We start from the raw sequence: 15,050 nt of genomic DNA, 5'->3' as shown, positions 1-15,050 counted from the left end.
GTAGATAAAGCGCCCGTTTTGGGTTTGAATTTTTAAATTAGAGAACACTGAGTACATGGCAAAAGAAGAAATGATCGAAATGAAGGGTGTCGTACACGAGGTCTTACCCGACTCTCGCTACCGCGTCACCCTGGAAAACGGTCACTCATTGATCGCATACACCGCCGGCAAAATGCGTCTGCACCGCATCCGCATCATCGAAGGCGACAAAGTGACGGTTGAACTGTCCCCCTACGACATGAACAAAGCCCGTGTGACGTTCCGTCACATCGAAGGCAAGGGCCCAGGCCCAGCAGTTAAGCGTCGTTTCTAAACGGACCGCCGCGCGGTTATTTGGCGTGTACCTGCCCCCGCAGTTCAATGCCAAAGATGAGGCTCATGCGCTCGCTCTCATGCGGGCACATCCTTTTGCAAGCCTCATCAGTGTGGATGACGATGGGTTTCCAGTTGTCACACATATCCCTCTTCATTTGACGCAGCCAAATGGCCAACATGTGTTGTTGGGCCACTGCGCAAAATCCAACCCACATTGGCGCTATTTACAAGCGCGCCCCCAAGCACTGGTGACTTTCATGGGCCCGCAGGCCTATATGTCGCCCAAGGTGTATCCCGATCTCACGCGTGTGCCAACTTGGAGCTACTTGGCTGTGCACGCCAAGGTAGAGGCTAAGTTGGTGGAAGAACCCGAAGCCAAAGACCGCTTACTCAAGCAACTGATTGGCGACCACGAGCAGCCTTATGCGGCGCAATGGCGCAGTTTGGCTGAGGACTACCAACACAAGATGCTCAATGGCATCGTGGCTTTTGAGTTGGGTATCACCGAATTGCAATGCGCGATCAAGCTTAACCAGCACCGCCCAGAGTCCCACGCCGCCATGCACGCCGCGTATGCGCAGGGCACCCCTGATGAACAGGCCTTGGCCGAGTGGATGGTCAAGCTCGGCATGGTTGAGCCATGAAGCATTTGCATTCACCTGAAGACATTGGCTTTATGCAGTTGGCCCTGCGCCAAGCGCAAGCTGCAGCTCATGCGGGTGAAGTGCCGGTGGGTGCAGTGGTGGTGAGGGCAGGGCAGGTGATTGCATCGGGCCACAACGCACCGCTAGCCAGCCATGACCCAACCGCGCATGCAGAAGTCAATGCCATACGCGCCGCAGCACTGGCGCTAGGCAACTACCGCCTTGACAATTGCACCTTGTACGTGACGCTCGAACCCTGCGCCATGTGCAGTGGCGCGACGCTGCATGCACGTTTCAAGCGTGTGGTTTTTGGTGCAACCGAGCCTAAAACTGGGGCTGCGGGTTCGGTACTCAACTTGTTTGCGCACGAGCAACTCAACCATCAAACCCAAGTCACGGGTGGCGTATTGGCCGAGGATTGTGCGCAAGTGCTGCAAGACTTTTTTGAGCAACGCCGCGCACAGCAGCAACTAAACAAAGTTCCTTTGCGTGAAGACGCTTTGCGAACGTTTGAAGATTTATTTGCGGGTTTGGATGTGCCACTAGCGCTGTCGCACTTCACGGCCGATTTGCCTGCACTAGAAGGCTTGCGCCTGCATTGGTTTGACAACCGCACCAGCAACACACAAGCCCAAGCCGCACCGCATGTGTACTTGCACGGGCTTGACGGTTGGAGCGTGCAATATGCATGTCAGCTGCAATCGAATGAACCTGTGATGGCTTTGGACTTGCCTGGGTTCGGGTTGTCTGACAAGCCAAAAAAAATCGCCACACATCGCTTGGCTTGGCACGCACAAGTGCTGCGCGAATTTTTGGCTAGCGTGCACCCTGCGCCGGTCGCTTTGCATGCCCCGCGCGTGATGGCGCCGCTGCTGGCTAATTTGCAATTACCACTGCATTGGGTGGAAACACCCGCGTTACCCACAGCCTTGCGCGATGCGCCCTATCCAGACCGTGGCCACTTGGCCGGTCCTCGTGCTTTGAGCACCTTGCTGATGGCTGCTGCATCCACGCCACCGCCGAAACGAAGTTAAACATGTATAACGCCACACCCACCCTCGGTTACGAAGTCAAGTTTCAGAGGGTCGGTGTAGGAGGCGGGGCAGATTTGCAAATTCGCTCGTTGCTCGACAAACAACAGTTTTTTGACCCACTTGGCTTGGCTGTGGCTGCAGGTATTTCGTCGGCCACTTGGCCCTTGTTTGGTTTGCTTTGGCCCTCGGCACAAAAGCTGGCTGACCTCATGCAAACATGGGTGCTCAAAGACAAGCGCATCTTGGAAGTGGGCTGTGGTTTGGGGCTGGCCAGTTTGGTGGTGCACCGACGCCAAGGCAACATCATTGCCAGCGATTGCCATCCACTGACCGAAATCTTTTTGAAAGCCAATCTGCTGCTCAATGGTTTGCCTCCGCTGCATTACGAAACTGGCAACTGGGGCAGGGTGAACAAGGGGCTGGGCGCGTTTGATTTGCTCATTGCCAGCGATGTGCTTTACGAGCGTAGCCATCCAGCGATGCTGTCGGGCTTTATCCAAGTGCATGCAGCAGAGGGTGCAGAAGTGCTCATCGTCGACCCAAACCGTGGCAACCGCAGCGCTTTTCACAAAGACATGGCCAATATGGGATTTGGCGTGACTGAGCTGATGATGAACGAGCCGCTGCAAGACTTGAGCACTTATCGTGGGCGTTTGTTGCATTACAAACGCGGCTGATATACGCGCTTAAATTTGCCGCGACAATGTGGCCCATGGCTCACATTTACATCTATTCCCCCAGCGGCGCTGTGCGCGACAAAGCAGCTTTCAAACGTGGCGTGGCACGTCTTAAAAAACTCGGTCACGAGGTTGAGTTGGATGCCGATGCACTCAGCAGCTACACCCGTTTTGCAGGGGATGACGCCACCCGTTTGGCTGCCATCCATCGCGCGGCAGACAGCGGCGCCAATGTGGCCTTGATATCGCGTGGCGGCTACGGCCTCACACGCATCTTGCCCGGTATTAAATACAAACAAGTGGCCAAAGCCATTGCCAAAGGCACACAGTTTGTGGGCTTGAGCGATTTCACCGCATTCCAAAACGCTCTGCTAGCCAAAACGGGTGCAGTCACTTGGGCGGGCCCCGCCTTGGGCGAAGACTTTGGTGCAGAACACCCAGACGACATCATGGAAGCCTGTTTTGACGACATGGTCAGCGGGCAGGGTGAGGGCGCGGGTTGGCAGTTTTCTAAAGCGTGTGCGATGGCCAACGAGAAACGCCGCACGGGTGTGTGGGCGAACGATGCCATGCTCTGGGGCGGCAACTTGGCTGTGTTGGTGTCCTTACTCGGCACGCCCTATTTCCCACAAATCAAAAATGGCGTGTTGTTTTTAGAGGATTTGGGAGAGCATCCCTATCGCATTGAACGCATGCTCACGCAGCTGTTGCACGCAGGTGTGTTGGCGCAACAAAAAGCCATCGTCTTTGGCCAATTCAGCAACTACAAACTGACGCCGCACGACAAAGGCTTCAAACTTCAAAGCGTTGTCGATTGGCTGCGCACACAAATCAAACTGCCGGTGTTGACAGATTTGCCGTTTGGTCATGTGCCGACCAAGCTCTGTTTGCCTGTCGGTCAGAAGATTGATTTGGTGGTGGAGGGCAGAGACGCCTTGCTGCTTTGGGCCCACGCAGACCACTAATCAGAATCAGGTTTTTATGCATTTAACGTATCGTGCAGATATTGATGGGCTTCGTGCTTTCGCTGTCACCTCAGTTGTTATTTTTCACGCATTTCCAAGTCTGATTCCTGGTGGTTTTGTTGGCGTTGATGTGTTCTTCGTTATTTCTGGTTTTTTGATTTCTGGAATTATTTTTCGAGAAATTGAATCTGCGACCTTTAGCTTTGCAGACTTTTATGCGCGTCGCATCAAGAGGATTTTTCCTGCGCTATTGACCGTGCTTGCGTCTTCCTATGTGTTTGGCTGGTTTTTCTTATTCAGCGATGACTTTCGCCGTTTAGGTGCACATATTTTTCGCGCCACTCTGTTTTTATCCAATCTGCTCTTGATGAGAGAAGCCGGCTATTTTGACAATGCCGCTGAAACAAAACCTTTGTTGCACCTTTGGTCGTTAGCCATTGAAGAACAGTTTTACGTGATTTGGCCACTGATCGTGTGGGCTGTTTGGCGCTTGAAAGCGCTTCGGTATCCGCTGATTATTGGTTTAACCCTTGGTTCATTCGGCTGGAATGTGTATCAGTCGCAAATTGATTTGACGCGTGATTTTTACCATCCACTCACGCGTTTTTGGGAGCTGTTTGCGGGGGCATGGTTGGCATATCACCTGATGCGCTATCCATCGCCACCCCGAAATGCAAATGCAATCAGTTGCTTGTCCCTTGTTCTTTTGTTTGCTGCTGTTTGCCTGATTGACACTCAGAAAGCTTTTCCTGGTGGCTGGGCTTTGCTTCCGGTATTGGGTGCAGTATTGATGATCTATGCAGGCCCTGCAGCTTGGTGCAATAGGACTTTGCTTTCAAACCGCGTTGCCATATGGATAGGTGTCATCAGCTACCCGCTTTACCTTTGGCATTGGCCTGCTTTGGCATTCGCAAGGATTGTGGAAGGTGAAACACCCAGTTTGTTGATTCGCCTCAGCATGGTCATTGGGTCTGTTTTACTGGCTTGGACGACTTATCTTTGGCTTGAAAAACGCATGCGCTTCGCTTGGCAAAGCGCACTCAAGATTCCTCTACTGTTAGCGTTGCTTGCCGTCATGAGTTACCTGGGCGCTTCAGCCAAAAACTCTGGCGGCTATCCGGCTAGGCCCATCATGGAGTCCCAAATGTCTAGCAAGGCAGGGGACATAGGTCATGAGACATTCCATGGGTATTACGCTGCAAACTTCTTCCCATGTGCCGACCAACGTGTTTCTGATAAGTCAGAAAAGTGGGGGAGCATGGTTCGTTGTTATCAGGCCAAACTGGGTGCGCCCATTGACCTGGTCATGATTGGCGACAGTCATGCCGAGCATTTGTTGGTTGGCATGTCACAGGCTATGCCGTATTTAAATATTGCGAGTTACTACAGAAGTGATCTGCCGTTTATCAACTCAAATCAGTACAAAGAAATCTTTGACGGTATTGCTGCAGACTCAAACATCAAGTTTGTTTTGCTGACATCTATGTGGGCTGATGCTCGATTGCTTCCCGACCAAAAGATTGCTTTTGAGCGTGACTTGCATGCAACCATCACTTGGCTGAGAGGCAAAGGTAAGCAAGTTATTTTGGTAAATGACACCCCAAAGTTTGGATTTGATCCTCAGCGATGCAAATTTACACATCCTTTATCGGGTAGCAGTCATTGCTCCGAATCGATGGATACCTATCAACAAATCAGTGACTCATATGCGTTTGCATTTGATACGGCGCAAAAACAGAATCCTGATTTGCTTTTCATCCGTCTGGATGATTTATTTTGTGACGGGCAAGTTTGCCGCATGAACTCTGGTGACCAGATTTATTTCAGAGACAACAACCATCTGAACATTCCAGGTTCTCAGCTTGTTGGCGATTTCATTGCCAAGAGCATGAAACAGAAACATCCGCAACTCGCGTACCGATAAGTTAATACGATGTATATTTTCGGAACACCTATAGCTGTGTTGCCGCATTGCGTATGAGGTAGGGAAGGGAGAAAACGTAGCTCCAAACACACCCGATACAAATATACATCAAAATCATCGGTTGTTGTCAAGAAAAAAATGAAGACGGGCAGACGCCTTCAAATCTGCTGAAAATAATTAACCGCCAAACTTCTTCGAAAGCTTGCCTGTTTTAGTCAAGATGCCGACTTTTTGTAAAAAAGCACTTGCGGTTTGACTTGACGCGCCAATCTCGGCTCGGTATGCGCGAACTAGGTCTGCTACCTCAGGGTCTGACATTCTGTGACTTGTTATAAATTGACCGCTTGCTGTGCGAACAACAGAAGCTTGTGCAGCATGGCGTTTTTGGACAACTGTCATAGAAATCTCCATCGATACATAAAAAATGCCCTCAACGAGGAGGGCATTTGGAGCGATAGTTACGTTGCTTGATGCAGATGGACTTTTCGGTCTTTATTTGATGGAGGAGGAGAGATTACTTTCATCGTTCCATTCTTGAAGGCTGCACTAGCCAACGCCAAGGTCTTGATGACACTAGCTTGCTTCAAGGCAACAGCTGCTGCTTCATGATGTTTACGGTTTTTGGTATCCATTGAATACTCCTAGCGGTTCTAGTATAGGCACAAACTGTCCGTTCAGGCAACCCCTGTTCAAATGGCGGAAGACTCGCTTGTAAAACGTTTCGAGCTGACTTGTGGTTGGCCAGAAGAAAAATTGCTCAACATCGGGACAAGATTCTACGTAATGTTCAACAACAGCGGTGACGGTTTGGCAAAAGCTGTAGATAGATAGTGGGTTGAGGAGCTTCCATCGATCGGGCTGAAAGTGTTCATCCACGGCATCAGCACGGCAAAACTTCATGACTCTTGACTGATCTTTAGGGCTGAAGCCGTCAGCCCATGCTGAGCTTAAATTTAAAAATGACTCCTCATCGCCCGCTTCATAGATAGGTGCACCAAGAATCATGAGATAGCGAATGCGTTCAAAAGTGAATGGAATCACTTCACGATTGGTTGCCACCTGAAAGACATTGCCTATCCAAGTAGGCTCATTTTGTGCGTTATCAGCAAAAAAAGCATCTATCGTTGAATTGTCAAATATTGGATTCACGCGCAATCAACTTAAAAACTAACGGCCACACATGGTGGCCGTTACATGCAAGATTCTCTACCGATTTCTCGGACTCCCACTCCAGGTGGGACCTAGTTAGCTAGGTGGCGCCTCTTTTTGCACTTGCTCATAGAAGGTCTATGCTCAAAATTTTAACACTAAATTCTTTGACAAATTTAGGCCATTAATGAGTCCCGCAGTCAAGGGGAATTTAGCATAAGATTGCAATATAGCTATTATTTCATATCGGTTGTCAACGAAATAGTGACGTTTTGGGTGTGGGTCAAGGTTGAAATCGCACGCCTGATGCACCTTGCCCACCACAACTCATCGCTAGTTCAAAACTTCCTAGACTCACTTTGGATAGAAGATGGATTGTCAGATGGATCTGTACGGATCTACGCAATGTACCTTCGCCACTTCTCTCGATGGCTCGAAGAACACAGGCATCCCCCGCTTGAACGAACAACGTTGGAGGCCATTCGTGGCTTTTTGAAAACCAATCACCGAACATACAGTCCAAGAACCTCGAATTTGGCTGTCACCGTCCTAAAAAGATTTTTCCGCTGGGCAATTCGAGAAAAATGCGTGCTGATTGACCCAACGAGTCGAGTGCTATTGGCTCGGACCAGCCCGAGTTTTCCGAATTGCTTGAGTGAGAGGCAGGTCCAAGACCTTCTCAGTGCAATTCAGGTGGACACAGTGCTTGGCTTGCGCAACCGCGCCATGTTTGAGCTGCTTTACGCCTCTGGCATGAGGGTGAGTGAGTTGGTTAGCCTTCGCTCAATCAACGTTAATTTGAAAAGCCGAGCGCTTCAAATTTGGGGTAAGGGCAACAAAGAGCGAATCACAATTTTTGGAGAAATTGCCCATGAGTGGCTGCTTCAATATTTGAATGAGGTACGGCCGTTGTTGATTGCGGGAACGGCGAATCCATATTTGTTTGTGACGAATCCCAAATTCGTTGGCCGAAAGCTTCACATCGGCGAACGCTGGATAGGGAAGCTGGCCAAGCGCTATGCGATCAACGCAGGCATCACACAAACAGTGTCACCGCATACATTACGACATAGCTTTGCTACCCACATGCTCAACAATGGCGCAGGATTGAGCACGATTCAAATGCTGCTTGGCCACGAATCCGTGAATAGCACCCAGATCTACACGCATGTGGCCATCAACCGACTGAAAGAGCTTCATAGGCTGCATCATCCACGAGGGTGAAAGTGTCGATCAAACCCAACTTTTTTGTGTGAGCGACACCAAAAATAGTCACTCATCAATCTAGTAAGCTACTCGGAGTTGCAATTTGAACCATCCAGTCAGAAAGAAAAATATGATCCCAAAATTTGGCGAATATCAAAAAGGCTTCGGCGCAGAACTCGAATGTCCTGCTTGTGGCTCTAATTACCTTCATCATGACCGAGTGGAGATTTTTGAGTGCGGAGAGGATGCGACCAGTGGGGTGCATGTCGCAGTTGCAGACGGCAAGGCCACTGTTGACACCTCGCTTGAGGGTAACCCGAGCGCACGTCGTCATGGATTGAAGATCTTCTTCTGGTGCGAAGGTTGCAAGGCTAAGCCCGTCCTTTCCATTAGTCAGCACAAGGGCAACACCTACGTGGATTTCGAACCGCTGCCATCCTTGTGAGCTGAAGGAAAAGAAATGCAATTTAAAACAGCAACCTGTGAACGTACAGGACAAAAAATACTACTAATAGATGGGTTCTTCGTGGCGAATCCAGTTACTGGAGAGTGGTCTTTTGTGAGCGCTGATGCTCCTGATCAATCTGCCGATTACAACGTTGCGACATCAGAGATTGTTAAGTCTCCAGAAGCGTTAGTTGATTGGATAGCTCACCTGAATGAAAAAACATGGTTTGATGCGAAAAAATTTGCCGATTTTTTCTCACGTTTTCGCGAAGAAAACAATCTTTTTGGATCAGTTTAAAAGGCAAGTCTATCTACTGATCGCCCGTAGGCTTTTAGCGTTGCTCAATGAGCTTCGGGCATCTGTTGTACGAATGGTCATTACATGACCAAGCCGCCAAGTGCATCAAATAAATCTGGCAATAACTTGCACAGCTCACCAGTTGCAATAGCAACTTCAGAATCAAAGACTGAATCGTTTTCGCCACTGTCCTCGAATACAACATCAAGAAAGACTATTTTTTTGAGTTGAAAATTATCGGTCAAAGCAAATGAAACTCGGCTGTCCCAAGTCATGGCCAAGCGAGTGGGTAACTTGCCTTCCTCAATATGCTTGCGAACATCATCGCGATCAAGGTTGTGTTTAGAAAACTTCACCACAGCCTTAGATTCATCGTGAGCCTTCAGTTCGCATTCTCTGTCAATGCTAAATCCAGCTGGAGCGTCTTGGCTGAACAACCAGTTGGACATAGCCGAAAGCGGTGATGTTTTCGTAGAAATTGGCGCGACTTGCATATTTGCAATGCTTTTGACAACCATGGTGACTGCATCATCCGCTGCCGACTGAGCAGACGCATCAACCAACATCAGTCCTGTCTTTTGGTCAATCCAAATCCAATGAGTTGACTCTTTACTGAATGCATGGGGGAGTAGAGACATCTTCACATCTTCTTTGATCTCCCGCATTTCTTTTTTTCCTGGCTTACGCCCCGATTGTTTTTCGATTTGATTTGCACGCTCCTGAGCTTCGCGACTCACGACAGATCCTGGAACGGATTTGGTTTCGATTTTGAGTCGCAGGATGAGGTGTCCACCAATGGATTCAGCCAAAGGCGCATGAGGCTCACCACGGGGCGCAACCCAGCCAATTGCCTTTTCTTGAGATTTACCGCAAGGGACAAAGCGTTCTGAATCTAAAGATTTTTCGATCTCCGCGACAGAGTGTGTGTTAGAAAATTTAAAGACGAACAAGTTTTTAAACATGAAAATTCCTATCTAAGTTAGAGGTGTTTTTTGTAATAAGTCGCTTGCACACGAATGAGGATTGCGGAAACTACAACTGTAGGTAGCAACACCCACTCCGCATGAATCACAACGGGGGCGCATAAAAAAATCAGTCCGGCAGCTGGGGGCAACAGACTAAATGCAAAAAGCTTTGCTCGGTGGTAGATTGCTGCTGATTCAGTGCCTCCGCACTCGCGACGGATTTCGCGCTGCACCAATCCATCAATGCCAAATACGCCAATCACCAATAGGCAAATTGGCAGGGCCAAAAGAACGATGGACAGCCTGACTCCAAACAAAACAGTCGCGTAGCTGGCAACCAGTAAATCGGGTGCGAAGGCCGCCCAAGTGAAACGATTGACACCTTCTCCGATCGTTGTTGCCTTGCTTTTGTCAGGTGGGTTCAGCTTGGGACGTTGCATCAATTTTTTAATGCCAGTCACATCAAAAATTAGCCAATGAATGTTTGTTGCAACTTGCTCAGAAAACCCATCTGATGCACTGCCTTCCATGTACTCATCAATGAGTGCCTCAACGTGAGCTACGCCATCTAGGTGGTGGTAGCGGACCCAAGTGATTTGTATGGCAACAGAGACGAACCAGATCAACAGGATCGACAGTGATAGGTTCCATGCCAATCGAAACGGCTTGAAGGTTGTTTCAGCGATTCCATTGTCATTGCGTGGTTCAGAAGCCATGACCTTTTCCCTCCACCGTCAACCCATCGCTTGTGTTGCCTAAAAAATCTATAGGGAGTGGGGCGGTTTGGCCTTCGTCCACCGATTTGATGTAGCGGCTGTATTGTTCGTGCATGCCATCAAAAACTTTGAACAAACTCTCTGGCCAATGAACATCGTCCACACTTTCAACAGCCAATGGCAAACGCACCTTAGCTAGTTGACCTCCGTCCAGCAATGCAAATGCTTGCCCCTTGGGCAAGGATGTGAGGTCTGAGGGCCTGAGCATAGGCACTTTGTAGCTTCGGACAACATCACCCGATGAAGAACCAAAGTCAGCAAAGTCGTCGGGGTTTTGAACGTCTGTTGTGCGCGAATCAGATGCTATTTTTGAAACCTCGACTTCTGGTAGCTGCTCAGTCAAAATTTCTGCGGTGTCAGTCGTTTTCACTCGAAGCATGATGAGTGAGTTCAGGTTGCCGCCGATTTGTGCCGCTTTTGCGCGGTTACCAATTTTTGCCTCAACGTCACTCCACGTCTGCGTGTAGACCGTGACTTGGTAACCGGCACCGCCAGCTTTGTTCAGAAGCGGAACGAACTCATCGCCAATGAGTTCGTTGAATTCGTCGGCATGTATGGCCACTTTTTTTGAGTCTTTAACGTCCAAACCTTGGCTTTGGCCAAAAGCGGTGCCGAATTTGTAACGTCGACCAGCCGTGGAGGTGAGGTCAGCGAACATCGCATTACCAACAGCTGCAGCAACTTCAGCGTCACTGAGGGAATCAAGACCCACATAAACAATGCCACCAGTGTTCATGATCTTGTCCCAATCGAACACACGTCGCTTCTCAGTCGGGTTGTCCCAAGTCGGTGATAGCAACTCACTCACCTTGCCGGTGGTGAGTTTTTCCAGCAACGGGTACAGCGAGTTGATGAGCATCTGAAATCGCGTCTTGTCGTTCGACAAGATGGACACAAGGCCATCAGCGACAGGGTCATGCCAGTCCTTCTCACGCAGCAACGCAATGAACTCAACTGTTTTGAGTGAACGCCCAGTTTTCTTCTGCATGGCTTCAATTTCTTTGGATGAAATGTTCTCAATTTCATCAACCCATTCGGGGTGCACTTTGTTGAGCCAATACTCAAAATACTTCTCCCCTAAAGCATCAACGTCCACTGCGTATTGATAAATCAAGGTGTACGTTGGATTCATGCCGAGCGCCGAAATCGCTCGGGATATCACGTTGATGAATAGCCACACAAACTCTTTAAAGGCTTGGCTCTGTCCTTCGCCTGGAAGCTGATTTGCAATACGAGTAGCCACTTCTGTGATGCGACCAATCGAAGAAATTGGGCTGTATCGGTCAGATAACTCGGGATAGCCAAGATGGAAAAACCAAAAGTCTTTTTCTCGGCCACAACGCGAGGCTTCTGCATACATGCGCTTCAAGAGAGCAACGTCTCCCTTGGGGTCAAAGACGATAACAACTTCGCCACGGCGAATGTCTTGGGTCACTAGCAGCTCAGCCAGTCGGGTTTTGCCGACACGGGTTGTGCCAAGCACCAGCAGGTGACCAACACGTTCTGCTAGTGATGTCCAAATTTCTCTTTCATCGGGTTCAACGCCGTGAATTGCTGGATCACCTCCAACTGGTGGCAGCGGTGACACGGGGTTTATTGGATGCTCATAGCCGAAAATCCGATTGAGCCAGTGCCCAGGGTGATCACGTTCAAACTGACGTGCCCATTCATAGCGTTTGTTGCGAGCCCTCAAGTGTTCATACTTGGGCAACCGCGCCGTGAATAAGCGCTGTGAATGTTTTTCACCCCACCAAAAGCCCATGCCCAAGAACAACTCTTTGGTGGACACGGGGATTTCTTCACTTTTAAGCTCGTACTTAGGAAGCCAACGAAGCTTTGTGTGAAAAAGCAAAATTTTGTAGCCTTGACGACCGCGCCAAACAGCCAACGCTAACAATGGCGCACTGATCGCAAACGATGTTGCCAAATCAAGCCCAAAGAACTGTTGATAAAACGCAATGCCAACGATTGAACCAGTGGCTGCTATGGACGAAATGAACTCAACAGGGGGGCGAAACGGATTGTCAATAGGGTAGGCCATATCACTTTGCCTCAGGTTTATCTGCTTTAGCTAGAAGCGGGTTTTGGGCAGGTACAGGACGCACATACGCCTGCGGGTTGGGAATTAAGTAGGTAGTGATGACGGCACCACGTTTGCCGTCGGCACGTTGTGTTTGGTAGTAGTGAAACTTTGAAGGCGGTGACACCTCTTTGTTCACAGCTAGGTAGCCAGCTTTTTGTATTTCGTTTTGAAGTGCACGCAAAGGATCTATGGAGGTGCCAGTTGAACCTTCAAAACTGTTTTCTTCCAAATAGACCTTAAAGGCCTTCGGAGTCAAAATCGCCATACCTTCAGGGACAAAGTGGACCAACGAATCAGCCTCGTTGTAGCTCAGGCTACCAGTGCCTAAGCCTTGCTGAATCCATGCAACAAATTTGTCTGCGTTAGGGCGTGCAATTGCTCCAGGCATTCGATACAACGCCTTGGGTTGTTTGTTCGTAGGCGTTAGGGCTTGAACTGCTTTTGTCGGCTGACGGCCCTTTGTTTCAATTGCTGCTCCAGCACTTTCTCCCTCATCTAAAAATTCAGATTCATCGGTCGTTGCTGTCGATGGACTTGGTGATGGAGGAGGGGAGATTTCAGGCGCACCGACCTGTTCATTCGGCGTGTCAGAGGCAATGGTCATCCAAGATTCAGAATCATCAACAGCTGTAGGTGGTGTTTGAATGGCAGCACCGGCAACAGATTGCTCCATAGTCAATGGATCTTGCTGCTCAACCACTTGCGTCGATGCTTCTTGATCTGATCGTGGCGTGCTTGGCTCTACAGGGGTGATTGAGCCAACCAACGGGGCAGGGCGCTTCGCCTCCGCTGGGTAAACCAGCTCAATTGGAAATTTCAGTAACGTGAGAACATGATTCCAGTCGTCAATTTCAATGCGTGCCCACCAAACGGAACCCTTCCCGAACTCTTTAGGGGGCTGAATCAAAGCTCCGTATTCGTTCCAGGTGTCAAACAAGCGAGTGTTGTCTGTTGGAATACCGGCAGATTTACCTGGCTTAACTTCACGACTGCTCAAGAGTTGTCGTACTTGATCTGCGGCTGCTCCAGCAACAAGCCAAATATGCTGACCATCGGGGTCAACAAACGCAGCAGCACCAGGGCGATTGATGGCCATATGCCCCTCTGCAAGCACTGCGCGTAGACCCGCCATTAATCGCTCAATCAGTGGGGTGCTGTTAGATGCAGCAAAACGAATGCGTGTGCCAGATTTGAGGTTTTCAGTCACTGAAAGCTGATCAGCTTTTGTGATGATCTCTTTGAGGACGCCATCAGTTGCTCCACCGTCAAGATAATTGAGAAGTTCCTTGAACAGCAAAGGGTCGGTGGAGAGCCATTGCAATGCTCCAGCAGGCACCATAGCGTGCAGCAGGCTCGTAGGCAGTCGTTGATGCGCTCCATAGTCAGACGTATCGGGAAAGTCCACCGTGTAGTGCGTCGCGTCTTGCGTTAGCCTCATGCTGCCTGCCAACCCTGACCAAGTTTTTATTGGTTTATTGGGGTCAGACCCATACAGCGTGACTACGACGTCGGCCACAGGTTTGCCAATGTCGTGCAATAGGGCCGCTACAAGCAATCCAAAAGTCCAAACTGGACCAAGTCTGATCTGTTCTTCAGGGACTGTGCCCTTGGGTAGTTTGTAGCCTTCTCGCAATGCCAAACTATGACTGGCGACTTCCAGTGTGTGTTGCAGCAGCCCACCTGGTTGTGCGTGGTGATGAGACTGAGATGCAGGTAACAGCTGAACAAATTCGACAAAATTTGCGATCAGGGGCGCTACATCCCGCGCATAATTTTCGGGTGTCAAACCAAGTCGGGTGCGTATTTGTTCAACCATCCCTTGACATTCAGCTTGGGCAAGTAGCTGTGCTGATGTTTGAATTGGCATCTGCCTTGCCGGACGCCGTGCAACGGGCGTTGACGGTGCCGCCGTTTGTGGCAGCGTATGCTTTACTGTTGGTCCAGTTTTTTCATCCTGACGTTTGGTTTGCCAACAAACCAAACCACCACCAGCACAAACTAAGAACACACCTAGGATTGCCTCAGTCGTGTTCATTCAGCGCACCGATGAATAAAAGCTTCGCAAAGATCAGATGATGCTGCTTTTATAAATGGGATGACTACAGCGTGCTCCTTGGTAAAGTCCAAATAGCTTTGCTCCAGTGGCTTCCATTGCTCCCCAGCTGCGCTGATGCATTGCCAATTCCATTGCTCTAGTGCTGATAGCTTTTGCGCTGCATAAGTCAAGTCATACATGACGCTTGAGGACAAGCCAACATCGACTACTTGTTGCTCTAATGCAACTTTCGCATCAATAGACATGGGAAGCTGCTCCAGCCCTAGGTAGTCCTCTCGCCAACCGGCGTACCGATCAAAAAGAAGGTCTATCAAGCGCGGCATTCCAATGACTGGCGTGTTTAAGGGCGATTTGTTCATAGCACCAAGGATGCCGAAATTGACACTTCAACACGCGGTTTCGCTTGAACAATGTGATTTCAAATATTTCAAGCGAAACCGGATTTTTTCTGGTAAATTAGCTAGTGGAGATACTGTTTCTCAAAACAGCCATCCTTGCGAATTAAAGTCAT

General features: G+C 49.4%; 17 protein-coding genes. 9 read left to right on the top strand and 8 right to left on the bottom strand.

Annotation, left to right across the window (positions count from 1 at the left end):
• Positions 1-55 precede the first annotated feature (55 nt).
• The 6 genes from infA to RMR24_RS01250 are packed head-to-tail and all read left to right on the top strand — an operon-like array spanning position 56 to position 5,559.
• On the top strand, positions 56-313 hold the full coding sequence (infA, locus tag RMR24_RS01275) for a translation initiation factor IF-1 (protein ID WP_100133080.1): 258 nt from the start codon (positions 56-58) through the stop codon (positions 311-313).
• Positions 314-338: 25 nt separating this feature from the next.
• Positions 339-959, top strand: a complete 621-nt coding sequence (locus RMR24_RS01270; RefSeq protein ID WP_310613277.1) for an FMN-binding negative transcriptional regulator — start codon at positions 339-341, stop codon at positions 957-959.
• Positions 956-1,993 carry a tRNA adenosine(34) deaminase TadA gene (tadA, locus tag RMR24_RS01265; protein ID WP_310613276.1) on the top strand — a complete coding sequence of 346 codons (1,038 nt, stop codon included), beginning with the start codon at positions 956-958 and terminating at the stop codon, positions 1,991-1,993. Before RMR24_RS01270 ends, tadA begins: the two co-directional genes overlap by 4 nt.
• A 2-nt stretch (positions 1,994-1,995) precedes the next feature.
• Entirely contained in the window at positions 1,996-2,670 is a 675-nt protein-coding gene (locus RMR24_RS01260; protein WP_310613275.1) for an SAM-dependent methyltransferase, read from the top strand.
• A gap of 35 nt (positions 2,671-2,705) precedes the next feature.
• Positions 2,706-3,635 (top strand): LD-carboxypeptidase, encoded by a 930-nt coding sequence (locus RMR24_RS01255; RefSeq protein ID WP_310613274.1) that lies wholly within the window; start codon positions 2,706-2,708, stop codon positions 3,633-3,635.
• Between the two features lie 16 nt (positions 3,636-3,651).
• Positions 3,652-5,559: an acyltransferase family protein gene (locus RMR24_RS01250; protein ID WP_310613273.1), complete on the top strand. Its 1,908-nt coding sequence runs from the start codon at positions 3,652-3,654 to the stop codon at positions 5,557-5,559.
• A 177-nt stretch (positions 5,560-5,736) separates the two neighbouring features.
• Here RMR24_RS01250 and RMR24_RS01245 read toward each other — a convergent pair whose 3' ends face one another.
• Genes RMR24_RS01245 through RMR24_RS01235 form a run of 3 tightly spaced genes read right to left on the bottom strand, consistent with a single transcriptional unit; the run spans position 5,737 to position 6,708 of the window.
• Complete coding sequence (locus RMR24_RS01245; protein WP_310613272.1) at positions 5,737-5,958, bottom strand: hypothetical protein; 222 nt, start codon at positions 5,956-5,958, stop codon at positions 5,737-5,739.
• A 59-nt stretch (positions 5,959-6,017) separates the two neighbouring features.
• Positions 6,018-6,191 carry a hypothetical protein gene (locus RMR24_RS01240; RefSeq protein WP_310613271.1) on the bottom strand — a complete coding sequence of 58 codons (174 nt, stop codon included), beginning with the start codon at positions 6,189-6,191 and terminating at the stop codon, positions 6,018-6,020.
• Positions 6,172-6,708: a hypothetical protein gene (locus RMR24_RS01235; protein ID WP_310613270.1), complete on the bottom strand. Its 537-nt coding sequence runs from the start codon at positions 6,706-6,708 to the stop codon at positions 6,172-6,174. Before RMR24_RS01235 ends, RMR24_RS01240 begins: the two co-directional genes overlap by 20 nt.
• Before the next feature lie 306 nt (positions 6,709-7,014).
• Between RMR24_RS01235 and RMR24_RS01230 the strand changes: the two genes are divergently transcribed.
• From RMR24_RS01230 to RMR24_RS01220, 3 genes are all read left to right on the top strand, one after another.
• Entirely contained in the window at positions 7,015-7,932 is a 918-nt protein-coding gene (locus tag RMR24_RS01230) for a tyrosine recombinase (protein ID WP_310613391.1), read from the top strand.
• Positions 7,933-8,017: 85 nt separating this feature from the next.
• Positions 8,018-8,359 carry a hypothetical protein gene (locus RMR24_RS01225; RefSeq protein ID WP_310613269.1) on the top strand — a complete coding sequence of 114 codons (342 nt, stop codon included), beginning with the start codon at positions 8,018-8,020 and terminating at the stop codon, positions 8,357-8,359.
• Between the two features lie 15 nt (positions 8,360-8,374).
• Positions 8,375-8,659: a hypothetical protein gene (locus RMR24_RS01220; RefSeq protein ID WP_310613268.1), complete on the top strand. Its 285-nt coding sequence runs from the start codon at positions 8,375-8,377 to the stop codon at positions 8,657-8,659.
• Between the two features lie 80 nt (positions 8,660-8,739).
• On the opposite strand, the gene RMR24_RS01215 is transcribed toward RMR24_RS01220, so the two are convergent.
• Genes RMR24_RS01215 through RMR24_RS01195 form a run of 5 tightly spaced genes read right to left on the bottom strand, consistent with a single transcriptional unit; the run spans position 8,740 to position 14,898 of the window.
• Positions 8,740-9,621 carry a recombination-associated protein RdgC gene (locus RMR24_RS01215; RefSeq protein WP_310613267.1) on the bottom strand — a complete coding sequence of 294 codons (882 nt, stop codon included), beginning with the start codon at positions 9,619-9,621 and terminating at the stop codon, positions 8,740-8,742.
• A gap of 17 nt (positions 9,622-9,638) precedes the next feature.
• On the bottom strand, positions 9,639-10,340 hold the full coding sequence (locus tag RMR24_RS01210; RefSeq protein ID WP_310613266.1) for a DUF4400 domain-containing protein: 702 nt from the start codon (positions 10,338-10,340) through the stop codon (positions 9,639-9,641).
• Positions 10,330-12,441 carry a type IV conjugative transfer system coupling protein TraD gene (gene traD, locus RMR24_RS01205; RefSeq protein ID WP_310613265.1) on the bottom strand — a complete coding sequence of 704 codons (2,112 nt, stop codon included), beginning with the start codon at positions 12,439-12,441 and terminating at the stop codon, positions 10,330-10,332. Before traD ends, RMR24_RS01210 begins: the two co-directional genes overlap by 11 nt.
• A gap of 1 nt (position 12,442) precedes the next feature.
• Entirely contained in the window at positions 12,443-14,518 is a 2,076-nt protein-coding gene (gene mobH, locus RMR24_RS01200; protein WP_310613264.1) for a MobH family relaxase, read from the bottom strand.
• Complete coding sequence (locus RMR24_RS01195) at positions 14,515-14,898, bottom strand: hypothetical protein (protein WP_310613263.1); 384 nt, start codon at positions 14,896-14,898, stop codon at positions 14,515-14,517. The genes mobH and RMR24_RS01195 overlap by 4 nt, the downstream gene beginning before the upstream one ends.
• Positions 14,899-15,050 lie beyond the last annotated feature (152 nt).

The organism is Limnohabitans sp. (assembly GCF_031539105.1).
Classification (GTDB): Bacteria; Pseudomonadota; Gammaproteobacteria; order Burkholderiales; family Burkholderiaceae_C; genus Limnohabitans.
This window is presented reverse-complemented; position numbering and strand designations above follow the sequence as displayed.